This window comes from Enterobacter sp. MG-EB028 (assembly GCF_056673305.1).
Window position 1 is genome coordinate 4,742,477 of the sequence record NZ_CP195079.1, and the last position, 26,973, is coordinate 4,769,449.

26 protein-coding genes are annotated in these 26,973 nt (G+C 54.9%); 12 read left to right on the forward strand and 14 right to left on the reverse strand.

What is annotated here, in order from left to right; translation table 11 throughout:
• Positions 1–78 precede the first annotated feature (78 nt).
• Entirely contained in the window at positions 79–1,089 is a 1,011-nt protein-coding gene (glpX, locus tag ACR42C_RS22450; RefSeq protein WP_479984578.1) for a class II fructose-bisphosphatase, read from the forward strand.
• Between the two features lie 96 nt (positions 1,090–1,185).
• Complete coding sequence (fpr, locus tag ACR42C_RS22455; RefSeq protein ID WP_116343773.1) at positions 1,186–1,932, forward strand: ferredoxin--NADP(+) reductase; 747 nt, start codon at positions 1,186–1,188, stop codon at positions 1,930–1,932.
• Here fpr and ACR42C_RS22460 read toward each other — a convergent pair whose 3' ends face one another.
• Complete coding sequence (locus ACR42C_RS22460; RefSeq protein WP_028014847.1) at positions 1,933–2,352, reverse strand: DUF805 domain-containing protein; 420 nt, start codon at positions 2,350–2,352, stop codon at positions 1,933–1,935.
• 112 nt (positions 2,353–2,464) lie between these two features.
• Between ACR42C_RS22460 and ACR42C_RS22465 the strand changes: the two genes are divergently transcribed.
• Both ACR42C_RS22465 and tpiA read left to right on the forward strand, forming a co-directional pair.
• Complete coding sequence (locus ACR42C_RS22465) at positions 2,465–3,061, forward strand: DUF1454 family protein (protein ID WP_116343772.1); 597 nt, start codon at positions 2,465–2,467, stop codon at positions 3,059–3,061.
• Between the two features lie 111 nt (positions 3,062–3,172).
• Complete coding sequence (gene tpiA, locus ACR42C_RS22470) at positions 3,173–3,940, forward strand: triose-phosphate isomerase (protein WP_006808674.1); 768 nt, start codon at positions 3,173–3,175, stop codon at positions 3,938–3,940.
• Positions 3,941–4,038: 98 nt separating this feature from the next.
• On the opposite strand, the gene ACR42C_RS22475 is transcribed toward tpiA, so the two are convergent.
• From ACR42C_RS22475 to cpxP, 7 genes are all read right to left on the reverse strand, one after another.
• Positions 4,039–5,343, reverse strand: a complete 1,305-nt coding sequence (locus tag ACR42C_RS22475; RefSeq protein WP_479984579.1) for an SLC13 family permease — start codon at positions 5,341–5,343, stop codon at positions 4,039–4,041.
• A 73-nt stretch (positions 5,344–5,416) separates the two neighbouring features.
• A complete protein-coding gene (locus ACR42C_RS22480) occupies positions 5,417–6,160 on the reverse strand; it encodes a CDP-diacylglycerol diphosphatase (protein ID WP_116343769.1) in 744 nt (247 codons plus the stop codon).
• 107 nt (positions 6,161–6,267) lie between these two features.
• Positions 6,268–7,257 carry a sulfate ABC transporter substrate-binding protein gene (locus ACR42C_RS22485; protein ID WP_116343768.1) on the reverse strand — a complete coding sequence of 330 codons (990 nt, stop codon included), beginning with the start codon at positions 7,255–7,257 and terminating at the stop codon, positions 6,268–6,270.
• 134 nt (positions 7,258–7,391) lie between these two features.
• Entirely contained in the window at positions 7,392–8,354 is a 963-nt protein-coding gene (gene pfkA / locus ACR42C_RS22490; RefSeq protein WP_028014852.1) for a 6-phosphofructokinase, read from the reverse strand.
• Positions 8,355–8,528: 174 nt separating this feature from the next.
• Positions 8,529–9,422, reverse strand: coding sequence for a CDF family cation-efflux transporter FieF (gene fieF, locus ACR42C_RS22495; RefSeq protein ID WP_028014853.1), 894 nt, complete (start codon positions 9,420–9,422; stop codon positions 8,529–8,531).
• Between the two features lie 339 nt (positions 9,423–9,761).
• The gene (locus ACR42C_RS22500; protein ID WP_479984580.1) at positions 9,762–11,558 is read right to left on the reverse strand and encodes an LTA synthase family protein; all 1,797 of its coding nucleotides are present in this window, start codon (positions 11,556–11,558) and stop codon (positions 9,762–9,764) included.
• Positions 11,559–12,183: 625 nt separating this feature from the next.
• Entirely contained in the window at positions 12,184–12,687 is a 504-nt protein-coding gene (gene cpxP, locus ACR42C_RS22505; protein ID WP_061096505.1) for a cell-envelope stress modulator CpxP, read from the reverse strand.
• Between the two features lie 150 nt (positions 12,688–12,837).
• On the opposite strand from cpxP, the gene cpxR reads away from it, so the two are divergent.
• Positions 12,838–13,536, forward strand: a complete 699-nt coding sequence (gene cpxR, locus ACR42C_RS22510) for an envelope stress response regulator transcription factor CpxR (protein ID WP_006179159.1) — start codon at positions 12,838–12,840, stop codon at positions 13,534–13,536.
• On the forward strand, positions 13,533–14,906 hold the full coding sequence (gene cpxA, locus ACR42C_RS22515; protein ID WP_015569937.1) for an envelope stress sensor histidine kinase CpxA: 1,374 nt from the start codon (positions 13,533–13,535) through the stop codon (positions 14,904–14,906). The genes cpxR and cpxA overlap by 4 nt, the downstream gene beginning before the upstream one ends.
• A 105-nt stretch (positions 14,907–15,011) precedes the next feature.
• Here the strand turns inward: cpxA and yiiM are convergent, their stop codons facing one another.
• Together yiiM and sodA are read right to left on the reverse strand one after the other, a co-directional pair.
• Positions 15,012–15,686 (reverse strand): 6-hydroxyaminopurine reductase, encoded by a 675-nt coding sequence (gene yiiM, locus ACR42C_RS22520; protein WP_479984581.1) that lies wholly within the window; start codon positions 15,684–15,686, stop codon positions 15,012–15,014.
• A gap of 71 nt (positions 15,687–15,757) precedes the next feature.
• Positions 15,758–16,378, reverse strand: coding sequence for a superoxide dismutase [Mn] (gene sodA / locus ACR42C_RS22525; RefSeq protein WP_003861999.1), 621 nt, complete (start codon positions 16,376–16,378; stop codon positions 15,758–15,760).
• A 287-nt stretch (positions 16,379–16,665) separates the two neighbouring features.
• Here sodA and rhaT point away from each other — a divergent pair, with 287 nt between their 5' ends.
• A complete protein-coding gene (gene rhaT, locus ACR42C_RS22530) occupies positions 16,666–17,700 on the forward strand; it encodes an L-rhamnose/proton symporter RhaT (protein ID WP_479984582.1) in 1,035 nt (344 codons plus the stop codon).
• On the opposite strand, the gene rhaR is transcribed toward rhaT, so the two are convergent.
• Positions 17,701–18,549 carry an HTH-type transcriptional activator RhaR gene (gene rhaR / locus ACR42C_RS22535; protein ID WP_116343763.1) on the reverse strand — a complete coding sequence of 283 codons (849 nt, stop codon included), beginning with the start codon at positions 18,547–18,549 and terminating at the stop codon, positions 17,701–17,703.
• A 73-nt stretch (positions 18,550–18,622) separates the two neighbouring features.
• Positions 18,623–19,459 carry an HTH-type transcriptional activator RhaS gene (gene rhaS / locus ACR42C_RS22540; protein WP_316380710.1) on the reverse strand — a complete coding sequence of 279 codons (837 nt, stop codon included), beginning with the start codon at positions 19,457–19,459 and terminating at the stop codon, positions 18,623–18,625.
• Positions 19,460–19,760: 301 nt separating this feature from the next.
• Between rhaS and rhaB the strand changes: the two genes are divergently transcribed.
• From rhaB to rhaM, 5 genes are all read left to right on the forward strand, one after another.
• Positions 19,761–21,230, forward strand: a complete 1,470-nt coding sequence (gene rhaB / locus ACR42C_RS22545) for a rhamnulokinase (protein ID WP_479984583.1) — start codon at positions 19,761–19,763, stop codon at positions 21,228–21,230.
• Positions 21,227–22,486 carry an L-rhamnose isomerase gene (gene rhaA, locus ACR42C_RS22550; protein WP_316380708.1) on the forward strand — a complete coding sequence of 420 codons (1,260 nt, stop codon included), beginning with the start codon at positions 21,227–21,229 and terminating at the stop codon, positions 22,484–22,486. Before rhaB ends, rhaA begins: the two co-directional genes overlap by 4 nt.
• Before the next feature lie 121 nt (positions 22,487–22,607).
• Entirely contained in the window at positions 22,608–23,438 is an 831-nt protein-coding gene (rhaD, locus tag ACR42C_RS22555; RefSeq protein WP_163331005.1) for a rhamnulose-1-phosphate aldolase, read from the forward strand.
• Between the two features lie 46 nt (positions 23,439–23,484).
• Positions 23,485–24,633 carry a lactaldehyde reductase gene (fucO, locus tag ACR42C_RS22560; protein WP_479984584.1) on the forward strand — a complete coding sequence of 383 codons (1,149 nt, stop codon included), beginning with the start codon at positions 23,485–23,487 and terminating at the stop codon, positions 24,631–24,633.
• Complete coding sequence (rhaM, locus tag ACR42C_RS22565) at positions 24,630–24,944, forward strand: L-rhamnose mutarotase (protein WP_316380705.1); 315 nt, start codon at positions 24,630–24,632, stop codon at positions 24,942–24,944. The genes fucO and rhaM overlap by 4 nt, the downstream gene beginning before the upstream one ends.
• A gap of 15 nt (positions 24,945–24,959) precedes the next feature.
• On the opposite strand, the gene ACR42C_RS22570 is transcribed toward rhaM, so the two are convergent.
• Positions 24,960–25,658, reverse strand: a complete 699-nt coding sequence (locus ACR42C_RS22570; RefSeq protein WP_320720969.1) for a fimbrial biogenesis chaperone — start codon at positions 25,656–25,658, stop codon at positions 24,960–24,962.
• On the reverse strand, positions 25,655–26,965 hold the full coding sequence (locus ACR42C_RS22575; RefSeq protein ID WP_316380703.1) for a fimbrial protein: 1,311 nt from the start codon (positions 26,963–26,965) through the stop codon (positions 25,655–25,657). Before ACR42C_RS22575 ends, ACR42C_RS22570 begins: the two co-directional genes overlap by 4 nt.
• Positions 26,966–26,973: the final 8 nt, after the last annotated feature.

Here is a 26,973-nt window from a genome sequence, read left to right on the forward strand (position 1 = left end):
TCAGGCCGCACCGGTCCCTCCCCCCTCCTCACTCTGTGATAAACTTCGTGCAATTCCTTTTGATTGTACGAGTCCCTAATGAAACGTGAACTTGCTATCGAGTTTTCCCGCGTCACCGAAGCGGCCGCCCTTGCAGGCTATAAATGGCTTGGCCGTGGCGATAAAAATACCGCAGACGGCGCAGCCGTCCACGCCATGCGCATTGTGCTTAACCAGGTCAACATCGACGGCACCATCGTGATCGGCGAAGGCGAGATCGACGAAGCGCCAATGCTCTACATCGGTGAAAAAGTCGGTACCGGCAAAGGAGATGCGGTGGATATCGCGGTTGACCCGATCGAAGGCACCCGCATGACGGCGATGGGTCAGGCCAATGCGCTCGCTGTGCTGGCCGTGGGCGATAAAGGCTGCTTCCTCAATGCGCCGGATATGTACATGGAAAAGCTGATTGTCGGTCCTGGCGCGAAAGGCGCAATCGACCTTAGCCTGCCGCTGGATGCTAACCTGCGCAATATCGCAGCGGCGCTGGGTAAACCGTTCAACGAACTCACCGTCACAATTCTGGCGAAACCGCGTCACGACGCCACCATCTCTTATCTGCAAGCACTCGGCGTGCGCGTGTTTGCCATTCCTGACGGTGACGTTGCCGCCTCGATCCTGACCTGCATGCCGGACAGCGAAGTCGACGTGCTTTATGGCATCGGCGGCGCGCCGGAAGGCGTGGTCTCTGCAGCGGTGATCCGCGCGCTGGACGGCGATATGCAGGCGCGCCTGCTGCCGCGTCATGAGGTGAAAGGCGACAGCGACGAGAACCGTCGTATCGGTGAGAACGAGCTTGCGCGCTGCGCAGCGATGGGTATCGAAGCCAATAAAGTGCTGGCGCTGAACGACATGGCCCGCAGCGATAACGTGGTCTTCTCAGCAACCGGCATCACCAAAGGCGACCTGCTGGATGGCATTACCCGCAAGGGCAACATGGCGACCACTGAAACGCTGCTGATCCGCGGTAAATCACGCACCATCCGGCGCATTCAGTCAATTCACTATCTCGACCGCAAAGACCCGGACGTGCAGACGCACATTCTGTGAAACCGTTTGATCGATAGAGCTTTCCGGCCCGAAGGGGCTGGAAATGTTTCCCACAAGTACGGAAGATGGAACAGAGAAACAGCACAGGAGAAGATCATGGCGGACTGGGTAACAGGTAAAGTCACAAAGATAGAATTCTGGACCGATGCGCTATTTAGTCTCACCCTGCATGCTCCCGTTCACCCGTTTAAGGCCGGGCAATTTGCGAAGCTGGGGCTGGATGTCGACGGCGAGCGCGTGCAGCGCGCCTACTCTTACGTTAACGCGCCGGATAACCCGGATCTCGAGTTCTATCTGGTCACCGTTCCGGACGGCAAGCTCAGCCCCCGCCTCGCCGCCCTTAAGCCCGGCGACGATGTGCAAATCGTGAGCGAAGCGGCGGGCTTCTTTGTGCTCGAAGAGATCCCTGACTGTGACACGCTCTGGATGCTGGCAACCGGCACGGCTATCGGTCCCTATCTTTCCATTCTGCAATACGGCAAAGATCTGGAGCGCTTCAAAAACATCGTGCTGGTGCACGCTGCGCGCTACGCTGCAGACCTGAGCTATCTGCCGCAAATGCAGGCGCTGGAACAGCAGTACGGTGGGAAGTTAAAGATTCAGACCGTGGTCAGCCGTGAAACCGTAGCAGGAACGCTTACCGGTCGCGTGCCGGCCCTAATTGAGAGTGGAGCCCTGGAAGACGCAGTGGGTTTACCAATGACGGCCGAAACCAGCCACGTCATGCTGTGCGGTAACCCGCAGATGGTGCGGGACACGCAGCAGCTTCTGAAGGATACCCGGCAGATGACGAAACATCTTCGCCGCCGACCGGGCCATATGACCGCTGAACACTACTGGTGATCAGCGGTATTTCACCTCGACGGTGTCTTTACCGTATTTGTTTTCGCTCTGGGTGCCGATAAACGCGCCCAGATCGACAATCATCATCACGAAGATGACCGACGGCAGCAGTCTGCCCACGACCCACGGAAGGATGGATGGGAGCATCGCCCAGTTTCCTGCCACCAGCATCCACGCCAGAATAATCAGAAACGCCCATGCGCCGGAGCGGCCGCGATCGTGCAGGCGTTTCACCACGACGGCCGCCGTTGGCCATAGCAGGCAGACCAGCGCAAATGCCGCCGTTTGCGTGCTCAGCCAGGCGTTGTAAGCGACGAAAAACAGAAGCAGCATGGCGACAACCCACGTCACCATCCAGACCCAGAAATCACGGCGTCCAATACGCCCTTTGAATGAAAACAGCCACTGCTGTATGGTCATGTAAGGTTCCTTATTATCGTTTAGCCCGCATTTTACCCTGGAGTTGTGACCTTTTGACAAGCCGACCAGATATCGTTTTAATCATGAGCACTTACGGCCAGGTGCAATGTTGATGAAAAATTCGGCACATTCTCTTTTCCTGTGTTTAGCGATGCTCAGCGCGGGTTTTCCGCTGCACGCCGCCGACACCGCGGCCCCCACCACTGCGCCGTATTTGCTGGCAGGCGCGCCGTCTTTCGATCAATCCATCAGCCAGTTTCGCGAAGCCTTCAATCAGGCCAACCCAGCGCTGCCGCTGGATGAATTTCGCGCCATTGATAGCTCCCGCGATACCCCAACCCTGACCCGTGCCGCGAGCAAGATTAACGAGAATTTGTATGCTTCCACGGCGCTGGAGCGCGGTACGTTAAAAATCAAAAGCATGCAAATCACCTGGCTGCCGATTCAGGGGCCAGAGCAGAAAACCGCTAAATCGAAGGCGCTTGATTACATGAGCGCGGTGCTGCAGGCGTTTACGCCTGCGCTGACGAAAAAGCAAAGCCAGCAAAAGCTGCAAAAACTGCTGGCCGCCGGTAAAAACAAGCGGTACTACGCCACAACCGAAGGCGCGATCCGCTATGTGGTGGCGGATAACGGCGAAAAAGGACTGACCTTCGCCGTTGAACCGATTAAGCTGGCGCTATCTGACACCCTTGGCGGGGCGAATTAATGACAAAAAGCAAAGCCTTTCGAGGGAAAATCTCTATACTGATTCACAGACCATGCTGCCCCACCGGGCGGCCATATTCCTTAATTCGCTTATTTAGCGTGGAGAATTGAAATGCGACATCCTTTAGTGATGGGTAACTGGAAACTGAACGGCAGCCGCCACATGGTAAACGAACTGGTTGCGAACCTGCGTAAAGAGCTGGCTGGCGTGACCGGCTGCGCGGTTGCTATCGCTCCGCCGGATATGTACCTGGATCTGGCTAAACGTGCCGCTGACGGCAGCCACATCGTGCTGGGCGCGCAGAACGTTGACGTTAACCTGTCTGGCGCGTTCACCGGTGAAACTTCCGCTGAAATGCTGAAAGATATCGGCGCGAAATACATCATCATCGGCCACTCCGAGCGTCGCACTTACCACAAAGAATCTGACGAGTTCATCGCGAAGAAATTCGCCGTGCTGAAAGAGCAGGGTCTGATCCCAGTTCTGTGCATCGGTGAAACCGAAGCGGAAAACGAAGCGGGCAAAACCGAAGAAGTGTGCGCACGTCAGATCGACGCCGTACTGAAAACTCAGGGCGCGGCAGCTTTCGAAGGCGCGGTTATCGCTTACGAGCCAGTCTGGGCGATCGGTACCGGCAAATCTGCAACCCCTGCGCAGGCTCAGGCAGTGCACAAATTCATTCGTGACCACATTGCTAAAGCCGACGCGAAAGTCGCTGAGCAAGTGATCATCCAGTACGGCGGCTCCGTAAACGCCTCCAACGCTGCTGAGCTGTTCACCCAGCCAGACATCGATGGCGCGCTGGTTGGCGGTGCATCCCTGAAAGCTGACGCTTTCGCGGTGATCGTTAAAGCGGCAGAAGCGGCTAAACAGGCGTAATGGCCTTTGTGGCGGGTGGCGCTTGCGCTTACCCACCGCTCTTCTCCTCCCTCTCCTTTGGGAGAGGGTTGGGGTGAGGGGAAACCCCTCGCACCGAACTACACTTTACCTAATACGCTAAACCACAAATAATCCAGCGGCAGCAGCACCAGATACGTTGCGATAGCCAGCGCCAGACAAAGCACCATCCCCGCCCTTGCAGGCACCTTCCCGAGCCCCATCGCCACCACAATCGGCGACGCCTGATACGGCAGCAGCGGCGTGGAATAGCCCAGCACCTGAATCATGATCACCGACAGCAGCGGGAAACCGGTCGCGTCCGAGAAGCTCTGAGCCAGGGTGGTGTACAACGCCGGAACGCCGTTAGCGGTCATAATGAAGTTGAGCGCTGTGGTAATACCGGTCAGCGCCAGGAAGCTGGTAAACGGTTTGTCCGCATCCAGCGGCATAATGCGCAGCAGCGCTTCGCCCACGGCCGTTCCGATACCGGTTTGCGTCACGACGATCGCCAGCCCAAGAATACCCGCGACGTAAATGCAGGTACGCATGTTCACGCCCGCAGAAAACTCCTCCCCGGTGATAAAGCCAACGCGCGGCAGCATGACGATGATCGACGCCGCCAGCCCCGTCCACGCGGGCCCTACGCCGTGCCAGCTCTCCGTGACCCACATTCCCAGCACCAGCGCCAGCAGCCAGGCGAGACGCTTTTCGTCCCGCCCCATGGGTTCAGACAGCGCCAGTTCCTTCGGTGGTTTTGGGCTGCCGGGGAACAGCCAGCAGATGAGGCCAATCAGAATCAGGCCTTTGAGAATACCCAGCACCGGCGTATGCAGCAGCAGATACGGAACATAGTTCAGGTGAATGCCGTACGAGCCTTCCGCGGCACCGCTCATCACCAGGTTAGGGACGTTTGCAGGCAGGATAGTTGCCGAAAGCTGGAAGGTGCCGAACCCGACGGCCAGCGCCAGACCAAACCAGGCGCGGGAGCCGTCGGCGATACCGGCGCGTTTCGCCATCGCCGCGACAATGGGCATCAGCAGCGCAATACGCCCCATGTTTGACGGCATCACAAACGCCAGCGCGTAGCTGAGCAATACCACGCTCGCCACCATCAGCACCCAGGAGTCAGTGAGCTTTGCCGACAGCGCCCGGGCGGCCCTGTCCGCCAGCCCGGTTTTACGGATCGCCACGCCCAGTACAAACCCGCTGAATACCAGCCAAAAAGCCGACGAGGCAAAACCGCCGAAGATCGCTTCCGGCGGGGCGATTCTGGCGGCCATCGCCGCCGTAAAGAACAGCAGCGCGGTGATAAATTCCGGCAATAGCGACGTCGCCCACAGCACGATGGTGACGCCGACGATCAGCGAGGGCAGCAGCAGAGGATGCGTTAACCAGAGCGACATACCTGTCTCCTGTAGATTTTTTCAGCAAGTCTACGGTGACAGGCAGCCCGAGTAAACGCGATTTATGGTGGGGTTACTTCAGGATAGCGCATTGATGATCCTGCAATTCCTCTGCCGAAGCGCGGTTGAGCGTGAGCAGGTTACGCTCCGTAGCCAGCAGAATAAAAGATCCATCCGACTGCTGTGCCATTGCCAGCGCGAAACGCCCCATATGGTCGCGCGCTTCCGGTAGCTCTTCCGCCAGCATCATAAACGGGCTGCGCTGGACCAGTTCATTCTCCGTCACCCGGCGAGCGAGATACTCATGCCCTTCCAGCCCGCCCGGGAACGGTAGCCACTGGGTGCTGATTTCTCCCTGCGCCGCGTTAAGCTTCTCGCGCACGTCCGGGCGCAGGCAGGAGATATGGATATGAAAATGGTTCTGCGTACGGCCTGTCGGAGAGTTAATCGTCAGCGAAATGGCGCTGTCCGGCACCTCGGAGCCACGCTTCATGGTCATAAAGCTGCGCGACTGCCACGCCAGCCAGAAGAAGTTCGGCGTGTGAGGCTCGGTCAGGAGCGGGCTTTCGGTGCCATTGATGCGGTACGTTGGCATCAGCAGATACTGCAGCGGCCCGTTGCGGTCTTTAAATACCACATAGCCCGCGTCAGGCTTCACCTGTGCGCAGGGCGCCGGGTTACGGTGTTGCAGTTGATTAGGCAGGCACTGGTCGAGAACGATATGGCGCAACGCATTCGGATTACCCGCTTTTATCCAGTACACGCCGCCTGCGGCAAGGGCGATGACAATCAGGATCAGTAAGATAATTTTTTTCACAACGCGTTCCCTGTTTTCAATAGAGGCAAAAGAGTAACGCAAAATGATGACCAAATAAAAAACCCGGTGGATTTCTCACACCGGGTCGCCGTGTCGTTTGTTGTCGTTTAGCGCTGGCTAATCTGGTCGAAGGTGCCGCCATTAGAGAAATGCTCTTTCTGCGCTTTCGTCCAGCCGCCGAACACATCATCAATGGTGAAGAGCTTCAGTTTCGGGAATTCGCTATCGTATTTCTTCGCGACAGCCGCATCGCGTGGACGATAGAAGTTCTTCGCCGCGATTTCCTGGCCTTCCGGCGAGTAAAGATACTTCAGGTAGGCTTCCGCCACCGCTTTGGTGCCTTTCTTATCAACGACCTTATCGACCACGGAAACGGTCGGCTCAGCGAGGATGGATTCGCTCGGGGTCACGATCTCAAACTTGTCTTTACCCAGCTCGTGGGTCGCCAGCAGGGCTTCGTTTTCCCACGCAATCAGCACGTCGCCAATGCCGCGTTCGACGAAGGTGTTAGTGGCACCGCGTGCACCGGAGTCCAGCACTTCGACGTTTTTGTACAGGGATTTGACGAATTCCTGCGCTTTAGCCTGGTCACCGTTGTTGTGGTGCAGCGCGTAGCCCCAGGCCGCCAGGTAGTTCCAGCGTGCGCCGCCGGAGCTTTTCGGGTTCGGGGTAATCACAGAAACGCCCGGTTTGATCAGGTCGTTCCAGTCCTTAATCTGCTTCGGGTTTCCTTTACGCACCAGGAAGACGATGGTCGAGGTGTATGGCGCGGAGTTATCCGGCAAACGTTTGATCCAGTTTTTGTCGATACGACCACGCTCGGCGATGGCGTCGACATCATAGGCCAGCGCCAGGGTCACCACGTCGGCTTCAATACCGTTAATCACAGAGGTCGCCTGCTTACCGGAGCCACCGTGAGACTGACGAATTACCACATTATCGCCGGTTTCCTGTTTGTAGTGCGCCGCAAAGGCTTTGTTGTATTGATCGTACAGCTCACGCGTCGGGTCGTACGACACGTTCAGTAACTGGATGTCCTTTGCCAGAACGCTGGTCGATGCCAGCAATAACGTTAAACCCACGCCCCATTTATTCATCGCCCAGCTCTCTTGTTTAGTGTTTTGATGAATGCAGCGTGCCAGAAAGCGAATCGAGGATTAAAGAATAAAAAAAGATTGGCTATAACGAAGAGGAATAAAAGCCCTCTTCTGAAAGAAGAGGGCTTGAAGGATCAGTACAGTTTTTTGGCGCAGTCCAGCCAGTCACCTTTGAACGGACGCTTCATGTTTTCAATCGCGTCGATGATGTCATGGTGAACCAGCTGTTCGTTCTGAATACCGACGCAGCGGCCGCCGTGGCCCTGCAGCAGCAGCTCGATAGCGTACGCACCCATACGGGATGCCAGGATACGGTCGTACGGGCCTGGGGAACCGCCGCGCTGGATGTGACCCAAAACAGTTGCGCGGGTTTCGCGTTTGGTTTCGGTTTCGATGTACTTCGCCAGCTCGTCAACGTCACAGATGTGCTCGGTGATAGCCACGATCGCGTGTTTCTTACCCTTCGCGATGCCCGCTTTGATTTCAGCGACCAGATCTTCGCGGCTGAACTCCACTTCAGGAACCACGACGAACTCACAGCCACCGGCGATAGCCGCCGCCAGGGTCAGGTCGCCGCAGTAACGGCCCATCACTTCAACGATAGAGATACGCTGGTGAGAAGAGGAGGTGTCACGCAGACGGTCAATGGCTTCCACAACGGTGCCCAGCGCGGTGAAGTAACCGATGGTGTAGTCAGTGCCTTTGATGTCGTTGTCGATGGTGCCCGGCAGGCCGATGCACGGGAAGCCCATTTCGGTCAGACGTTTTGCACCCATGTACGAGCCGTCACCGCCGATGACCACCAGCGCGTCCAGGCCACGCTTTTTCATGTTCTCGATAGCCACTTCACGGATGTGTTCGTCACGGAATTCCGGGAAGCGCGCAGACCCAAGGAAGGTACCGCCACGGTTGATCATGTCAGACACGCTGTAGCGGTCGAGCTGAACCATACGGTCTTCATACAGACCCAGGTAACCATCATAGATACCAAAAACTTCCAGACCTTCCGTCAGCGCTGCACGGACAACCCCACGAATTGCCGCGTTCATGCCCGGCGCATCACCGCCGCTTGTCAACACACCGATTTTCTTAATCATGACTACCTCTGAACTTAGGAATGCAAAATTGAAATCTGTTGCCGGAAGAAACTTATCGACCAACGAATACTGCAAATAGTATATCAATCCCTTCTGGCTGAATTGATTCAGGTCAGACCAAATGGCGGTAATTTATACACAAAATGCTGGCCTGGCTCACTTTTTTACAACGAATTACGAAAGCCCAACATGTCCGGGTACAACCGAGCAGGGATCCTGGTGAATGATGACGTCTGAACCAGGAAAACGCTGCAAAATCGCCTGCTCGACCTGTTCAGCAATCACGTGAGCCTGAACCAGCGGCAGGTTGTCTTCCATTTCAATATGAATCTGAATAAAGCGGGTCGGCCCTGACTGCCGCGTTCGAAGATCGTGTGCACCGCTGACGCCGGGCCAGGAGGTCACGATGGAAAAAATTTCATTACGTTCCGAGTCCGGAAGAGCGCGATCGAGCAGTGATTGCACCGCGTCATACCCCATCCGCAGGGCGCTATATAAAATATAGATACCAATCCCTAACGCAAACAACGCATCGGCCCGATGCCAGCCATACCAGGCCAGACCGAGCGCAATAAGAATAGCCCCATTCATCATAACATCAGATTGATAATGAAGCATATCCGCCCGTACAGCCTGACTTTGCGTTTTGCGAACGACCCAGCGCTGGAACGTTACCAGAACAAGTGTGCTTATAAGTGCAATTACCGTGACGACCACGCCGACACCGGGATTATTCATCGGTGAAGGCGAAACCAGATGTTGAATACCGGTCAAAAACAGGAACAGTGCCGAGCCAGAAATGAACATACTTTGCGCCAGCGCGGCCAGCGACTCCGCTTTGCCGTGTCCAAACGTGTGCTCTTCATCCGCCGGCTGCAGCGAGTATCGCACCACCAGCAGGTTGGTCAGCGAGGCAGCAATATCCACCAGTGAATCCACCAGCGCCGCCAGAATACTGACCGAGCCGGTGTACCACCAGGCAAAGATTTTAATCAGCAGCAGGCCAGAGGCCATGACGGTGGCCGCAATGGCGGCCCGGCTTACCAGCCTTCCATAGGATTGATTCATAAACGCTCCTGTCATGTCATGCCGCTAGTATAACGGAAGCATGGGGAGGCAAAGGATGAATAAACGGTTAACAAATCAGAATGCGGGGCAAAAAAAACCCCCACATCATGTGGGGGAAGACAGGGATGGTGTCTTACTATTAATTTATGTCTTTGAAACCAAAGTTTTAATTTCTTGTAATGTTCACATTTTGTACCACGTCGGTCTTTAACATGACCTCCAATTGTGAAGCTCCTTCTCATCATCGTAACGAAGTGATGATGTTGACAAGTTAAGGCGAAAGCAGCATAAATTTGGGGAAATGGTGATGGCCAAACGTATCATATCCCCCTAAATTTATTACGGTATATTTTCGAACAATGATATTGCGTAAACCCATGATGGAATACTGTTTATTAAAGATTTATAACCGTCATAATCAGTATACATTGGGTTTTGACAACCGTTATTCTGAGTGTATTTTACAGCAAAGACATCAGAATTTATAAAATATTTATCCGCAAACGAAGCTAAACAAAAATAGGGTTTCTTGTTCGCATCTTTTACAAAACCCGTAACAGCAGCCATATCGTTAGACTTTATAAAAACAGGGACATCCCCCAAATCTAAAGGCGTAGCAATAACTTTAAAGTTAAAATCCTCATCTTTATCACCAACAGTTGAGAACAAATTTCGCGAGATAACATTGTTTTCATAAAAATATTTATTTAGTGCAGGCTTATGATCACCATATACAATAATAACCGCATCTTTGTCGAGCTTTTGAACCTCTTGAGCAAAACTCACTAAACGAGAAATTGACTCCGCAACTTCATATTTATAGGCTGTTTCGCCAGAATCATTCAGATGTGGGTAAGGCCCGTGAGTACCCATGGTTATAAGGTTCATAAAAATTGGCTGTCCCTTTTTCTCACGTAGCTCCTTTAATGCTGAGCGATAAAGAACGATATCATCTGTTTGCCACTGCCAAGGCTTCTTATTTTTTAATATATCAACTGGCACATCCCCCATTTGGGTTATATCGACAAACTGATCAAAACCAAACTTACGGTAAACATCACCTCTGCGCCAAAATGTTCTATTATTGTTATGAGCAGCAAATGTAGCGTATCCTTTATTTTTTAAAGCTTGAGGAAAAGATTCAGCATTAACCTTAAATGCATCAACATATTCCTGATAGATGATACCTGAAAGGTACTTACTCGTACTTGGTAAGCCGGTCAACATTTCAAACTCTATGTTAGCTGTACCAGCCCCATAATGTGGAGATGTAGCCCTTAAAGCAACAAAACCAGTATCCATTAATGGTTGGTATAGATCTTTAAAGTTGTTATTATCATACCAACACGACTCACATAAAATAAATATTACCGTCTTATTTTTAGGCTCACCAGAAATATATTGAGCACGCAACGCAACATACTTACCCACATCGTTTTTAGCTAACTCAGGTATTGAGGTACGAATACTAGTCTGAATCAGATGAAGAGGCAAACCGTGTTGACTTACATTGCCCGGCCAATCCCATGAAAAATAATTAACATCGTATTTGTTATTTAGAAGATTGACTCTTTCAACAATCCAACCAGGTAACACTCGAATGGTATTAGAATAAGATGAAAATGCCATAAACATTGTAGGTATCAAAAATACCACCAAGACGGACTTACTTGTCTTATGAATTTTCAACTTATTATCTAAAATTAATACTAACCCTCCAATAAAAACAACCCCTAAAAAAAGAAAAAAATTATTATAAGAAAGATATTTAGAAGCCAAGGAGATATTTGAACCAGCAACAATATCATTGTAGGATAGTGGCTGGCCAGTTAGCGACAACTTTGTTGAATTTATAAATGTAAGGACCGTAGCAATCAATATAACGAGATACAATGAAAAAAGAACTCTTACATTAAAAAGGCGCAAAATCAGATACAAAAGAATAACTGGCGCTGACTTCCAGTAAATTCTAATGAATTCATGAACATTAATATAGTCAGGAGTATCACCAATAATACCCAAACTTACTTTCAAAAAAACAACAATAATTAAAACACACAATAATTCAATAAACACATTCCGCAACATATTAATATTTATTTTTCCCGCATAAAAACATTTAAACTTAAACCTCATTCCTGCCAACCCCTTTAATTAATTTTTATACAAAAATGCGTCTCGTAACATAAACAATCTTCAAAATTGCGTTTTTATTCCACAAAATATGCTGTTCTTGCAACCCAGAATGTAATTGGAGTAGTTTAAGTTCTCCTGGCTTATTGATATGCCCTGTACGAGCTCCAGAATCACAGAAGTCTCGATACGGTTTAGATTCTGGCATTAATGATAACGTGCCTTGAGATATGCTGTCATGTCATACCGGGTACAAGCACGTTGAGTATCGTGGCATAAAAGGACAAAAAATCTTAGCAGTTTGAAACCCTACGCTTAGGCGTCTTACCTCGAAAATTAAGCACAACGTGAAAACATTATGATTGATGATAGGGGTAGATTTTTTAGCGTGCCGAACGCAGGCGTTATGTTGAGGAAATTCGCGGGATCTTACAGTTAATATGAAACCATACATTGCATCTAATCAGGCAATTCTATCTTTTCTCACTAAAATCCCAAAAATCCCGCAACGTAAGTAAGCACCATAGCTTATTGTTATTATTATATAAAGTATAAAATAATGACAAAAAAAACCCCCACATCATGTGGGGGAAGACAGGGATGGTGTCTATGGCAAGGAAAACAGGGTTTACTGGTTACTACGGGTACTGCTATTGCTACTGAAAAACGTTGTTTCTGAGCTTCGCTGCATCCGTGCAACCTCACGCAGCTGGTCCATTCGCTGCTGATGTTTGGTATTCAAAACCGCTTGCTGCTCGGGCGTTAGCAGGTGGAACATTTGGTTGCGGACCTTCGCCATCTCTACCTGGCGGGCAACCTGTTCCTGTGCCATTTTTTCGGCCTGAGCACGGACAGCGCTTTCGTCAAAATTTTCTGCGGTGACAAGGCGATGCATTGTCTCCATTTCGCTAACATTAACAGGGGGCTGATCGTGTCGTGCCCTCTGCATCAGATCTCGCATCTGTTGACGCTGATGTTCGGTTAAACTTATGCCGTCAAACATATGGCTTTGGCTGCTGTGCGTTGCGCCCTCTTGCGAGGAACCGTTATCGCCGATGATAGCTACAGCAGCCTGGCTAAACGCACTGAACGCCAGCGTTGAGGCCATGACGGCAGCGGTAACTTTGCGCATCACTTGCTCCCAAAATCTTTCGTGTCGCGATTCAACGAGAGACAGTCTACGATTCAGGCTGCAAACATGCGTCAGGGGGTGTAAAACAACGTAAAGTCATGGATTAGATAGCCTTGATGTCGTAATTTCTGCCTCGGAGGTATTTAAACAATGAATAAAATCCTGTTAGTTGATGATGACCGAGAGCTCACATCCCTTTTAAAGGAGTTGCTCGACATGGAAGGTTTCAACGTCCTGGTTGCCCATGATGGCGAGCAGGCGCTGAGTCTCCTTGACGACAGCATCGATCTACTTTTGCTCGACGTAATGATGCCGAAGAAAAACGGTATTGATACGCTGAAAGAGCTTCGCCAGACACACCAGACGCCTGTAATCATGCTGACCGCGCGCGGCAGCGAACTTGACCGCGTTCTCGGCCTTGAGCTGGGTGCGGATGACTATTTACCGAAGCCGTTCAACGACCGTGAACTGGTGGCCCGTATTCGCGCTATCCTGCGCCGTTCCCACTGGAGCGAGCAGCAGCAAAATACCGACAACAGCTCGCCAACGCTGGAAGTGGACTCCCTGAGCCTGAACCCGGGCCGCCAGGAAGCGAGCTTCGACGGCCAGACGCTGGAGCTGACCGGCACGGAGTTCACCCTGCTGTATCTGCTGGCACAGCATCTCGGCCAGGTGGTATCGCGTGAACATTTAAGTCAGGAAGTGCTGGGCAAACGCCTTACCCCGTTTGACCGCGCCATCGACATGCACATCTCTAACCTGCGCCGCAAGCTGCCGGAGCGTAAAGACGGTCACCCATGGTTTAAAACCCTGCGTGGTCGCGGTTATCTGATGGTTTCCGCTTCATGATAGGCAGCTTAACCGCCCGCATCTTCGCCATCTTCTGGCTGACGCTGGCACTGGTTTTAATGCTCGTTTTGATGTTGCCAAAACTCGACTCACGCCAGATGACGGAGCTTCTCGACAGCGAGCAACGTCAGGGCGTGATGATCGAACAGCACGTGGAAGCGGAGCTGGCAAACGATCCGCCGAACGATTTGATGTGGTGGCGCAGGCTTTTTCGCGCTATCGATAAGTGGGCGCCTCCCGGACAACGTCTTTTGCTGGTCACCAGCGAAGGCCGCGTGATTGGAGCCGATCGCAATGAAATGCAGATCATCCGCAACTTTATTGGCCAGGCGGATAACGCCGATCACCCACAGAAGAAGAAATATGGTCGGGTAGAAATGGTCGGTCCTTTCTCGGTACGGGATGGGGAAGACAACTACCAGCTCTATCTGATTCGCCCCGCGAGCAGTTCCCAGTCCGACTTCATCAACCTGCTGTTTGACCGTCCGCTTCTGCTGCTGATTGTCACGATGCTGGTCAGTTCCCCGCTGCTGCTATGGCTGGCGTGGAGCCTGGCAAAACCGGCGCGTAAGCTGAAAAACGCCGCCGATGAAGTGGCGCAGGGTAACCTGCGGCAGCATCCTGAGCTGGAATCCGGGCCGCAGGAGTTCCTGGCCGCAGGAACCAGTTTCAACCAGATGGTGAGCGCGCTGGATCGCATGATGACCGCCCAGCAGCGGCTGCTGTCGGATATCTCGCACGAGCTGCGCACCCCGCTCACGCGCTTGCAGCTTGGCACCGCGCTGCTGCGCCGCCGCAGCGGGGAAAGCAAAGAGCTGGAGCGTATTGAGACGGAAGCCCATCGTCTGGACAGCATGATCAACGATCTGCTGGTGATGTCGCGCAACCAGCAGAAAAACGCGCTGGTGAGCGAAACGGTGAAAGCCAATCACCTGTGGCATGAGGTGCTGGACAACGCGGCGTTCGAAGCTGAACAGATGGGTAAATCGTTCACCGTCAACTTCCCGCCGGGCCCGTGGCCGCTGTACGGTAACCCCAATACGCTGGAAAGCGCGCTGGAGAATATCGTGCGTAACGCCCTGCGCTACTCGCATACGAAGATTGAAGTGGCGTTTTCGGTGGATAAAGACGGGATTACCGTCATTGTCGATGACGACGGCCCTGGCGTCAGCCCGGAAGATCGCGAGCAGATTTTCCGTCCATTCTACCGCACCGACGAAGCGCGTGACCGCGAGTCTGGCGGCACGGGGCTGGGTTTGGCGATTGTTGAAACCGCCATGCAGCAGCACCGTGGCTGGGTGAAAGCCGACGACAGCCCCCTGGGTGGGCTACGGTTAACGCTGTGGCTACCGTTGTATAAGCGTTCGTAGTTTTCACCCGCCCCTCACCCCGGCCCTCTCCCCAAAGGGGCGAGGGTGTTTTACGTTCCCTCTCCCCTTTGGGGAGAGGGTTAGGGTGAGGGGTAAGGCGTAGCCTTATCTTCCCCACAATCTCCGCGAATTATCCTCGATCTTGCCGCTTAAGCGCCGCTTCTGCATCGTTCTGGTCCAGCTGGTTGATAACCCCGCTGCCGACAGCAGGCGGTGATACTGCTCGTCGTCAAACGGCATATGCCAGGCAATGGCGCAGGCGTCATAAACAGACACATCGCTCAGGCGCGACGCCAGCTCAAGCGGCGCGTCCGCTGAAACCTGCCCAGCCAGCACCACGCGGTACAGCCAGCCGGTTTTACCCGCTTTTTGCAGCTGGGCCGACATATCCTGAATCCCGAAATGGTAGTTGAGCTTGAAGCAAGGCGAGCGTGGCTGCGTCACCTGAATCAGGGCATCACCCCAGCGGTAGATATCGCCGATAAAGACGTTCTTCTCCGTCAGCCCTTCGGTCGAGAGATTTTCGCCAAACGCGGGCGCAACGAAGAGGTCCGCCTGCTCGGGGAATTCCGCTTTCCAGTGCTGGTAGTGCTCGCGCGGATAGTGACACAGCGCGCGCTCCGGCCCGCCGTGGATTTTCTTTTCGGCCTGTTCGTCACCCGCCAGACCGAGATCGGTTAACGTCAGTTCACCGTCGACCTGCATTTTGGCGATGGCGCTCGGGCGGCTGCCGTCGTACTCCCTGACCTTGCCTGTAAACACGTTCACCGGGTAATGCATTGCTGCCTCCATTACGCAGATACAAAAAAAGCGAGTCATAAGACTCGCTTCTCACAGGCGTCAATGCAACCTTATTTTTTAGCGGCGAAACGCGCTGCTGCTTCGTCCCAGTTCACCACATCCCAGAACGCTTTGATGTAGTCAGGGCGACGGTTCTGGAACTTCAGGTAGTAAGCGTGTTCCCATACGTCCAGACCCAGGATTGGGAAACCGGATGCGCCAGAGATCGCTTCACCCATCAGCGGGGAGTCCTGGTTAGCAGTAGACACTACCGCCAGCTTGTCGCCTTTCAGAACCAGCCACGCCCAGCCAGAGCCGAAACGGGTCGCAGCGGCTTTTTCGAATTCCGCTTTGAAGTTGTCAACGGAACCGAAGTCGCGCTCGATAGCCGCTTTCAGGTCGCCCTGCAGGGTGGTGCCGGTTTTCAGGCCTTTCCAGAACAGGCTGTGGTTAGCGTGACCGCCAGCGTTGTTACGCAGCACGGTTTTCTTGTCTGCTGGCAGCTGGTCCAGTTTGGTAATCAGCTCTTCAACAGGCAGGTTAGCGAACTCTGGCAGGCTTTCCAGCGCGGCGTTCGCGTTGTTCACATAGGTCTGGTGGTGTTTAGTGTGATGGATTTCCATCGTCTGCTTGTCGAAATGCGGTTCCAGTGCGTCGTAGGCATACGGCAGGGATGGCAGTGTATAACTCATAATCCTCTCCATTATTGTCGGGCGGCACAGCTGTTAATGCCGCGTAAGCAGTTGGTTCATTATAGTTAATTAAATGATATTGAAAATGATTATCAATGCCGTAGTTTTTATATGGTTATTCAGGTTTTGCCTAAACGCAAAATTGTGAGTCTGCTCACCAGGTTAACGCGCTGATTGCCATCCAAAACCAAAGTGCGGCAACCTTCTGAAGGTTCCTGAACCGCCTAATTTTTACACTCATCAAGTCGGGGGGAGGCCACCGGCTATAAAAACGATGAGGACGTAAAATGAATCATGCGATTACGATGGGTATCTTCTGGCATTTGATAGGCGCAGCCAGTGCAGCCTGTTTCTATGCCCCGTTCAAAAAGGTGAAAGGGTGGTCGTGGGAAACCATGTGGTCGGTTGGCGGTACCGTGTCCTGGCTGATTTTGCCATGGACCATTAGCGCCATGCTGCTCCCGGATTTTTGGGGCTACTTCACCTCCTTCAGTGCTTCCACCCTGCTGCCGGTGTTTCTGTTCGGCGCGATGTGGGGCATCGGCAACATTAACTACGGACTGACCATGCGCTACCTCGGGATGTCGATGGGTATCGGCATCGCGATTGGCATTACGCTGATCGTCGGCACGCTGATGACGCCCATTCTTAACGGTAATGTCGACGTGTTGATCAACACCAAAGGCGGGCAGATGACGCTGCTGGGCGTGCTTGTCGCGGTAATCGGCGTGGGTATCGTCACCCGAGCGGGTCAGCTGAAAGAGCGCAAGATGGGCATCAGAGCCGAAGACTTTAACCTGAAGAAAGGGCTGCTGCTGGCAGTGATGTGCGGCATCTTCTCGGCGGGCATGTCGTTCGCCATGAACGCCGCAAAACCCATGCACGAAGCGGCCGCCGCGCTGGGCGTCGACCCGCTGTACGTGGCGCTGCCAAGCTACGTGGTCATCATGGGCGGCGGCGCGTTGGTAAACCTTGGCTTCTGCTTCATTCGTCTGGCAAAAGTGAAGGATCTGTCAGTAAAAGCGGATTTCTCGCTGGCAAAATCCTTAATTATCACCAACGTGCTGCTTTCGATGCTGGGCGGCCTCATGTGGTATCTGCAGTTCTTTTTCTACGCCTGGGGTCACGCCAGCATTCCGCCACAGTACGACTACATAAGCTGGATGCTGCACATGAGCTTCTACGTGCTGTGCGGCGGGCTGGTTGGGCTGGTGCTGAAAGAGTGGAATAACGCCGGGCGTCGTCCGGTGGGCGTTCTGAGCCTGGGCTGCGTGGTGATCATCATCGCCGCTAACATTGTCGGCCTCGGCATGGCGAACTGATTACGCTGCCTTTCGACTGCGATGACGCCACTGAACCGGCGTCATCCCCACCTCGCGATTAAACACCACCGAAAAGTAATTACTGTCCTCAAATCCGCAGCGCATCGCCACTTCACTGACCATCAGCTCCGTATGCTGCAACAAATACTGGGCGTGGCAGATGCGCAGCTGGCGCAGGTAGTGGTTCACCGTCATCCCCGTCTGGGTGCGGAACTGCTGGCGCAGTGCGCGCTCGCTGCACTGCTCCTGCTCGCAGAACTTTTCCAGCATGAAACTTTTGTTCAGGCTACCCGCAAGCCGGGCGATCAGCTTGTCCAGCAGCGCTTCCTGGGCGGTCGCGGAGGGGTTGTCGGTGGCATAACGATGGCGTTTAAGGGTCATGACCAACTGGGCGAAAAGCAGCTCCGCCATCGGGTTTGCCACAGAATCGTGCTTTTGGCTCTCCTGCTCCAGCTGGGAGATCGTCTGGCGCACCTGAGCCATGCCGTTGCTGCTTAAGCGCCAGTGGGGTTCGCCTCTGGCATTGAGAAAACCGGGGATATGAGCCGCCCAGTCAACATTCAGTTTGAGCCTGTCCGGGCAGTAGATAACGTTCTGCAAAACCAGATCGTTAACCGAGGCGTAAGCGTGTTTGTCTTCGCCGCGGATGTAAAACAGATCGCCACGCGTGATGCGGTAGGGCCGGTCGTTGAGGATGTGTAAGCCGTTGCCGCGCCAAACGAGCACCAGTTCGCAAAACTCGTGGGTATGCTCGGCAAAGACATTTTGCGGGTAGCGGTCGGCCACCGCGACGGCCTGACTCGCGGAGGCAAAAAAATCATCTTTGCGAAGAATTAACTGAGCGGCCACACCACAACCTCTACGGTGAATAACCGGACATTATTAGCCATTTTGCGGCAATAAAACGGTGATTGCCTTCGCGTTACTGGATTGAAGCATCCTTCCCCTGACGGATATCGCGCGGCGACCAGCTAAACTCGCGACGAAAAAGGGTCGAAAAGTGATTACTGTCGCCGAAACCGCAGCGATACGCGATATCCGTGACGCTTTCGTCGGTGTGACGTAAAAGGTGACGCGCTTTAATCAGGCGCAGGCGGTTGAGGTAGCGCTGCGGCGTGAGCCCCGTGTGCTGCTTGAGCTGACGATGCAGCGTGCGTAACGACAGCGAAAAATTATCCGCCAGCGTTTCCCAGCACACGTCCTCGGCGAAATGGTCCTCCAGCCAGGCCATCAGCTGGTTCAGCCGCGCGTCGTTATTTGCCAGCCCTTCAACCAGGCTACTGCGACGCAACAGCACCAGCAGCTGCATAAACAGCAGCTCGCGGGTGGCAATGGCATGGGTCTCCTGCCCGTCCTCGCTCTGCTCCATTTGATTCACCAGCTGGCGCACCTGCTGCAACGTGGACTGATTCACCCGCCAGTGAGACGGGTAGTGTCCATCCTGCTCCTGGGGCAGTAGCTTGTTCAATCCCGACAGAAACTGGAACGCATCCGGGGAACGATAGAGCACGTTGGTCAGACACAGATTGTCGGTATGTTCATACAAATGCCTGTCGCGATCGCGCACGAAGCACACCATACCGCCACTGATGGTGTATGGCTGGCCGTTGAAGACATGAATGCCTGTCCCATGCTCGACAATCACAATTTCATGAAAATCATGATGATGTTCAGGAAACGCGGCCTGCGGGAGCCGTGGCTCAATCGCGATCGGAGATGTTCCCGACGGGAAAAAATCGACGCTGTGCAGTACGGTCATAGCGGCCCCCACCAATGAGAAAAGTTCTCAAAATAGTAATTAAGGCCTTCCACACTCACCTTAAATTTTTGACAGCAAACGTCGCAAAGACTGTCCGTTTTTCAAGAAACAGACGGAAAAATCGGGAAATGCGGTCAGCGTCACATTGCCCTAAAACCCCGCCCTCCCTGGAAATTGTGAACTCCCTCACGTTCATCTTTGCTTCCTTGCCAGCGCGAGATTCGTGCTGTCAGTGACGAGAAGGTGGCCTTTTCTTCCCTTTTTTACACTCAGCACCAATGACTTAAGAAGGGACCTGATCATGACTTTTCGCCATTGTGTAGCTGTCGATTTAGGCGCATCCAGCGGCCGCGTAATGCTCGCCACCTGGGACTGCGGCAAGCGCACACTCACGCTTCGCGAAATGCACCGTTTCGCCAACTGCCTGCAAAAACAGGACGGTTTTGATACCTGGGATATTGATGCCCTGGAAGCGGAGATCCGCACCGGGCTGAACAACGTCTGCAATGACGGCATACGCATCGACAGCATCGGCATTGATACCTGGGGCGTGGACTACGTTCTGCTCGACATCCACGGCGAACGCATCGGCCTGCCCGTCTCGTATCGAGACAGCCGCACCGACGGGCTGATGGCACAGGCCATAGCCCAGCTTGGCAAACACAACATCTATAGCCGCAGCGGCATTCAGTTTCTGCCGTTTAACACGCTGTATCAGCTGCGCGCGCTGGTTGAGCAGCAGCCGGAGCTGGCCAAAAAGGTGGCGCATGCACTGCTCGTCCCGGACTACTTAAGCTACCGGCTGACCGGCAACATGAACTGGGAATACACCAACGCCACCACCACGCAGCTGGTCAACATCAACACCGATAGCTGGGATGAACACCTGCTGGCCTGGACGGGTGCCTCACCTTCCTGGTTCGGCACGCCGACCCATCCGGGTAATGCGATCGGGCAGTGGCTCTGCCCGCAGGGGAACGCCATCCCTGTTGTCGCCGTCGCCAGTCACGATACCGCCAGCGCGGTGATTGCATCCCCGCTGGCCAGCAAAGACGCGGCCTACCTCTCTTCCGGCACCTGGTCGCTGATGGGCTTTGAGAGCAAAACGCCATACACCAGCGACGCCGCAATGACGGCGAACATCACTAATGAAGGCGGTGCCGAAGGGCGCTACCGCGTGCTGAAGAACATCATGGGACTCTGGCTGCTCCAGCGAATGCTGAAAGAGCAGCATATTTTCGACCTGCCGGCGCTTATCGCCGAAACCGAAAAGCTGCAGGCCTGTACGTTCCTGATCAACCCGAATGACGACCGCTTTATTAACCCGGTGCATATGAGCGCCGAAATCCAGGCCGCCTGTTTCGAGGCCGGACAACCGGTCCCGTCCCGTCCTGCCGAGCTGGCGCGCTGTATTTTTGACAGCCTCGCCCTGCTCTACGCGGATGTTCTGAACGAGCTGGCAAGCCTGCGCGGCAAACCGTTCAGCCAGTTGCATATCGTGGGCGGCGGCAGCCAGAACCAGTTGCTGAACCAGCTCTGCGCCGATGCCTGCGGCATCACCGTGGTGGCGGGTCCGGTGGAGGCCTCGACGCTCGGCAACATCGGTATTCAGCTGATGGCCCTGGACGAACTTTCAGACGTCGATGAATTCCGTTCGGTGGTCACCGCGAATACCCGCCTGACTACTTTCATCCCTAACCCCTGCCATGAAATTGCCCGCTACCGGGCGCAGTTTCAGCAAAAACGACTGACTAAGGAGCTTTGCGCATGACCACTCAACTTGAACAAGCCTGGGATCTGGCTAAACAGCGTTTCGCCGCCGTTGGCGTGGATGTCGAAGCAGCGCTGCACCAGCTCGACCGTCTGCCTGTCTCCATGCACTGCTGGCAGGGCGATGACGTCGCTGGCTTCGAGAACCCGGTCGGTTCCCTGACGGGTGGCATCCAGGCGACGGGTAACTACCCGGGTAAAGCGCGCAACGCCACCGAACTGCGTGCAGACCTGGAGCTGGCACTGAGCCTGATCCCGGGGCCAAAACGCCTGAACCTGCACGCGATCTATCTGGAGTCCGACGCGCCAGTGGCGCGTAACGCGATTAAACCGGAACACTTTAAAAACTGGGTGGAATGGGCAAAAGCCAACCGGCTGGGCCTGGACTTCAACCCCTCCTGCTTCTCGCACCCGCTCAGCGCGGACGGCTTTACCCTCTCCCATGCCAACGATGAAATCCGTCAGTTCTGGATCGACCACGTGAAGGCCAGCCGCCGCGTCTCGGCTTATTTTGGTGAACAGCTTGGCACGCCGTCAGTGATGAACATCTGGATCCCGGACGGCATGAAAGACATCACCGTCGACCGCCTGGCCCCGCGTCAGCGTCTGCTGGCCGCGCTGGATGAGGCCATCAGCGAAAAACTGGATCCGGCACACCACATCGATGCGGTGGAGAGCAAGCTGTTCGGCATTGGCGCGGAGAGCTATACCGTCGGCTCGAATGAGTTCTACATGGGTTACGCCACCAGCCGCCAGACCGCGCTGTGTCTGGATGCCGGTCACTTCCACCCGACCGAGGTGATCTCCGACAAAATCTCCGCCGCCATGCTCTTCGTGCCGCGCCTGCTGCTGCACGTCAGCCGTCCGGTGCGCTGGGACAGCGACCACGTGGTGCTGCTGGATGACGAAACCCAGGCGATTGCCAGCGAAATCATCCGTCATGACCTCTTCGACCGCGTGCACATTGGCCTCGACTTCTTTGATGCCTCCATCAACCGCATCGCGGCATGGGTGATCGGCACCCGGAATATGAAAAAAGCCCTGCTGCGCGCGCTGCTGGAGCCAACCGCGGCGCTGAAACAGCTGGAAGCAAACGGCGACTACACCGCGCGCCTGGCGCTGCTGGAAGAGCAAAAATCCCTGCCGTGGCAGGCCGTTTGGGAGATGTACTGCCAGCGTAACGATGTGCCGGCAGGCAGCCAGTGGCTGGAAAACGTGCGGGCGTATGAGAAAGACGTGTTGAGTCAGCGCGGGTAGCTGGCCCCTCACCCCTGCCCTCTCCCCAAAGGGGAGAGGGAGCAAACCATCCCCTCGCCCCTTTCGGGAGAGGGTTAGGGTGAGGGGAAACTCTCACCGCGATAACTGGAAAATAAAGACTATGCAGACTATCACCCACTCCTGGTTCGTCCAGGGCATGATCAAAGCCACCTCCGACGCCTGGCTGAAGGGCTGGGACGAGCGCAACGGTGGCAACCTGACGCTGCGCCTGGACGACGCGGATATCGAACCGTTCGCGGCCGATTTCCATCAGAAGCCGCGCTATATTGCGCTGAGTCAGCCGATGCCGCTGCTCGCGAATACACCGTTTATCGTCACCGGCTCCGGCAAGTTCTTCCGCAACGTTCAGCTCGACCCGCAGGCAAACCTCGGCGTGGTGAAAGTGGACAGCGACGGCGCGGGCTACCACATTCTGTGGGGCCTGACCGACGAGGCGGTGCCCACCTCCGAACTGCCGGCGCACTTCCTCTCCCACTGCGAGCGCATCAAGGCGACTAACGGCAAAGACCGCGTGATCATGCACTGCCACGCCACCAACCTGATCGCCCTGACCTACGTGCTGGAAAACAGCGCTGATTTCATCACCCGCAAGCTATGGGAAGGCAGTACCGAGTGTCTGGTGGTCTTCCCGGACGGCGTGGGCATTCTGCCGTGGATGGTGCCGGGTACCGACGAGATCGGCCAGGCGACCGCCAGAGATATGCAAAAACATTCGCTGGTGCTGTGGCCGTTCCACGGTGTCTTTGGCAGCGGTCCAACGCTGGATGAAACCTTCGGTCTGATCGACACCGCCGAGAAATCAGCGGAAGTGCTGGTGAAGGTTTATTCCATGGGCGGTATGAAGCAAACCATTACCCGCGAAGAGCTTATTGCGCTAGGCAAGCGCTTCGGCGTGACCCCGCTTCGGTCAGCGCTGGAAATATACGCATAAACCCTCGCTGGCCGGACGGTACGGGCGATAGTTAAGGAGAATTATCATGAGCTTTATGTTGGCACTTCCAAAAATCAGCCTGCACGGCGCGGGCGCTATTGGCGACATGGTCAAGCTGATGGCGAACAAAGAGTGGGGCAAAGCGCTGATTGTCACCGATGGCCAGCTGGTGAAGCTGGGTCTGCTGGACAGTCTGTTTACCGCGCTGGATGCGCACCAGATGTCATATCAGCTATTTGACGCGGTCTTCCCCAACCCAACGGAGGCGCTGGTACAGAAGGGATTCGCGGCCTACCGGGAAGCCGCATGTGATTGTCTCATCGCCTTCGGTGGCGGCAGCCCGATTGATACCGCCAAGGCCATTAAAATCCTCACCGCCAATCCGGGTTCGTCCACCGATTATTCCGGCGTCGGCAAGGTGAAAAACCCGGGCGTGCCGCTGGTGGCGATCAACACCACCGCAGGCACGGCGGCGGAGATGACCAGCAACGCGGTGATTATTGACTCCGCACGTCAGGTGAAAGAAGTGATCATCGACCCGAACATCATCCCGGATATCGCCGTGAATGATGCCAGCGTCATGCTGGATATTCCTGCATCTGTCACCGCCGCAACGGGGATGGATGCGTTAACGCACGCCATTGAAGCCTATGTGTCCGTTGGCGCGCACCCGCTAACCGATGCCAACGCGCTGGAAGCGATTCGCCTGATAAGCCTCTGGCTGCCCAAAGCGGTCGACGACGGTCATAACCTGGACGCGCGCGAGCAGATGGCATTTGGTCAGTATCTGGCGGGCATGGCGTTTAACAGCGCTGGTCTCGGCCTCGTGCATGCCCTGGCGCATCAGCCGGGCGCGACACACAATCTGCCGCACGGCGTGTGCAACGCCATCCTGCTACCGATCGTCGAAAGCTTTAATCGCCCGAACGCCGTGGCACGGTTTGCTCGCGTGGCGCAGGCGATGGGCGTCGACACGCGCGGCATGAGCGACGAAGCGGCCAGCCTGTCAGCGATTCAGGCGATTCGCGACCTGAGCGCCCGCGTCGGTATTCCGTCCGGCTTCAGCCAGCTTGGCGTCACAGAAGCCGATATCGAAGGCTGGCTGGATAAAGCCCTCGCCGACCCGTGCGCGCCATGCAACCCGCGCACAGCCAGCCGCGACGAGGTTCGCGAGCTATATCTGGAGGCATTATGATCCGTAAAGCCTTTGTCATGCAGGTAAACCCGGACGCGCACGAGGAGTACGCGCGTCGCCACAACCCCATCTGGCCCGAGCTGGAAGCGGCACTGAAGGACCACGGCGCGCACCACTATGCCATTTATCTCGACAGAGAACGTAGCCTGCTGTTTGCCACCGTAGAGATTGAATCAGAGGAGCGCTGGAACGCGGTCGCGAATACCGACGTCTGCCAGCGCTGGTGGAAACACATGCATGATGTAATGCCGTCGAACCCGGACAACAGCCCGGTTAGTGCCAGTCTGGAAGAGGTGTTTTATCTGGCGTGATAGTTTCACCAATGTTTACTGCACGGGATAGCGATGTATTTCGCGATTCCCGCTGTCGTCGATGATGTCCGCCTGCACCGTTTCAGCCCGATGGTGCGCCCCCGGCTCCAGCGGATAACGTTTCTCGCTAAACGGGGCAACCATCATATCGGGCTGTTGCCGCGCGCGAAGCAGCGAGCCTGATGATTCCAGCGCGAGTTCAGCAAACGAGACAAAATAGGGCGAGGCGTTATGACAGAGAAGAGCGCCACCCTCCAGACGAAACGTTAGCTGTTTTAGCGCCGTGTCCGGCTTCCCTAACCCGCGCGGGCGCCAGAAAATTTTCATTTGTGTGTTCATGGTTAGCACCATGCTTTGCTCCTGCTGCGTAACCGGAGGGATTTCATACAGATTGAGCCAAAAGACGGACTCCCTGTCAGCAGGTAACGGCATGTTATTGTAGACCAGCCGCAGCCCCTGCCCACCTTGTGGAGACAGGCGAAATACCGCCGGAATAGCAACAAAGGGGGTTTTTACGCTGCCCGGCGCGGCGTTTACATCGCCGTGATCTACCCAGCTTTGCACCACCACAGGCCAGGCATTGGCGTTCACCAGCATCAGGCTCTTTTGCGTTTCCCCTTCATGGAAAATGACCCGCGTAGCAGCGGCCACCAGCCCCGCAGAAGAAGAGGCGGACAGGCAAAGGCAAAACATCAGGAGGAGAATCCGCATCATTGCACTTTTACCCAGACGTAGGCACGCGCATCCACCCGGCCAGGTGTAACCTGCCTTCCCGGTAAGCGCGTCAGAAAAGCATTGAAGTTAATCAGATATTCACTCACGCCATTACGGTTCGATACCAGAGTGGCGCCGGCGCGTACCGGATACCAGCCGCCGCTGTTACCCGTGGCGCATCCGCCGGCCGTTGAACAGCGATCCCAGCCGAGAAACTGGCGGAGTACGCCGTCGCTTGCATTGGCAATCTGAATGCCGACCCCGCTGGCGATATCGCTCTGCCCGTAATTCTCGGACAGCAGATGGCTCACTCCGCCGCTGCTGTTCACCAGCCCGAGCGTTTGCGCGGCCTGATAGCTGGCATAAGAAACTTGTAGCCCAAGCGCCGTTTGCGAGGTGGCGACACCGCTCACCGCCGTGTTTTCACACCGCACGCTCACGGTAAACGGCGAGCGGGCCTGCTGACCGTTTTCCAGCTCCGCCCGTGAGATCGTCGGGAAAACCACCACCGGCGTAACGTTTTTCGCCACGCAGGTCGCAGTGGTGGTAAGCGTGGAAGCAGGCGCCGTGCCCATGTTCATCGCCATCCAGTTATCGTACCACCAGCCGGTATAGATAAACGCCGAGTCGCCGGTATCGCAATAAGCAATGTTCCCACTGCCAGGCGAACAAAATGCGACATAACCATTGGGCTGATTACAGGCGGAATAGCTGCCGCTGCTTTTCGGCGTCCCACAGTAGCTGCTCGGTGCGCCTGAAGCAGGGGTAATGGCGCTGACGCGAATGGCATCAGCACGGATCGGGCTAAAATCTTTAACCCGAATATTTATCTTTTTACCGTCTGCCGATACGGCATAACGGGTCATTGGGATCCGCTGATAGTTGCGGGTAAACACCGTCCCGGAATTGACGTGAGTTAAACGCAGGCCAACGTAGTTAAACCATGTGCCGTACACATTGGGATTACCGTCAGCCATGCCCATATCCCAGTATCCCCCGCTGCGATCGTCACCATTGGTTGCGATAACTTCATAGATGTTGTTTGCATCGGAGATATCACACACATACAAGACGCTGTCGGGGCCTTTATAGAGCGCGTTATCTGAGAAATTAAACACCGTGCTCGCCAGCACCGTGCCCACCGGCTGAATATCAACAGACGTGAGGTTGATATTGCCAAGACCAATCCCAACGCCCAGGGAGTCGTTTGTTGTTTTCACGAAGTCGGGGCCTTTTTGACAGACCGCACTGGCCCCGGCGCTCAGCAAACACAATCCCGCGGCCAGTAAAATACGAATCTTTTCCATCAATTCCT

Bases quoted from the DNA above. Each gene is read 5' to 3' on its own strand.
- glpX (WP_479984578.1), top strand. From the start codon at position 79: ATGAAACGTGAACTTGCTATCGAGTTTTCCCGCGTCACCGAAGCGGCC.
- fpr (WP_116343773.1), top strand. From the start codon at position 1,186: ATGGCGGACTGGGTAACAGGTAAAGTCACAAAGATAGAATTCTGGACC.
- ACR42C_RS22460 (WP_028014847.1), bottom strand. From the start codon at position 2,352: ATGACCATACAGCAGTGGCTGTTTTCATTCAAAGGGCGTATTGGACGC.
- ACR42C_RS22465 (WP_116343772.1), top strand. From the start codon at position 2,465: ATGAAAAATTCGGCACATTCTCTTTTCCTGTGTTTAGCGATGCTCAGC.
- tpiA (WP_006808674.1), top strand. From the start codon at position 3,173: ATGCGACATCCTTTAGTGATGGGTAACTGGAAACTGAACGGCAGCCGC.
- ACR42C_RS22475 (WP_479984579.1), bottom strand. From the start codon at position 5,343: ATGTCGCTCTGGTTAACGCATCCTCTGCTGCTGCCCTCGCTGATCGTC.
- ACR42C_RS22485 (WP_116343768.1), bottom strand. From the start codon at position 7,257: ATGAATAAATGGGGCGTGGGTTTAACGTTATTGCTGGCATCGACCAGC.
- pfkA (WP_028014852.1), bottom strand. From the start codon at position 8,354: ATGATTAAGAAAATCGGTGTGTTGACAAGCGGCGGTGATGCGCCGGGC.
- fieF (WP_028014853.1), bottom strand. From the start codon at position 9,422: ATGAATCAATCCTATGGAAGGCTGGTAAGCCGGGCCGCCATTGCGGCC.
- ACR42C_RS22500 (WP_479984580.1), bottom strand. From the start codon at position 11,558: ATGAGGTTTAAGTTTAAATGTTTTTATGCGGGAAAAATAAATATTAAT.
- cpxP (WP_061096505.1), bottom strand. From the start codon at position 12,687: ATGCGCAAAGTTACCGCTGCCGTCATGGCCTCAACGCTGGCGTTCAGT.
- cpxR (WP_006179159.1), top strand. From the start codon at position 12,838: ATGAATAAAATCCTGTTAGTTGATGATGACCGAGAGCTCACATCCCTT.
- cpxA (WP_015569937.1), top strand. From the start codon at position 13,533: ATGATAGGCAGCTTAACCGCCCGCATCTTCGCCATCTTCTGGCTGACG.
- yiiM (WP_479984581.1), bottom strand. From the start codon at position 15,686: ATGCATTACCCGGTGAACGTGTTTACAGGCAAGGTCAGGGAGTACGAC.
- sodA (WP_003861999.1), bottom strand. From the start codon at position 16,378: ATGAGTTATACACTGCCATCCCTGCCGTATGCCTACGACGCACTGGAA.
- rhaT (WP_479984582.1), top strand. From the start codon at position 16,666: ATGAATCATGCGATTACGATGGGTATCTTCTGGCATTTGATAGGCGCA.
- rhaS (WP_316380710.1), bottom strand. From the start codon at position 19,459: ATGACCGTACTGCACAGCGTCGATTTTTTCCCGTCGGGAACATCTCCG.
- rhaB (WP_479984583.1), top strand. From the start codon at position 19,761: ATGACTTTTCGCCATTGTGTAGCTGTCGATTTAGGCGCATCCAGCGGC.
- rhaA (WP_316380708.1), top strand. From the start codon at position 21,227: ATGACCACTCAACTTGAACAAGCCTGGGATCTGGCTAAACAGCGTTTC.
- rhaD (WP_163331005.1), top strand. From the start codon at position 22,608: ATGCAGACTATCACCCACTCCTGGTTCGTCCAGGGCATGATCAAAGCC.
- fucO (WP_479984584.1), top strand. From the start codon at position 23,485: ATGAGCTTTATGTTGGCACTTCCAAAAATCAGCCTGCACGGCGCGGGC.
- rhaM (WP_316380705.1), top strand. From the start codon at position 24,630: ATGATCCGTAAAGCCTTTGTCATGCAGGTAAACCCGGACGCGCACGAG.
- ACR42C_RS22570 (WP_320720969.1), bottom strand. From the start codon at position 25,658: ATGATGCGGATTCTCCTCCTGATGTTTTGCCTTTGCCTGTCCGCCTCT.
- ACR42C_RS22575 (WP_316380703.1), bottom strand. From the start codon at position 26,965: ATGGAAAAGATTCGTATTTTACTGGCCGCGGGATTGTGTTTGCTGAGC.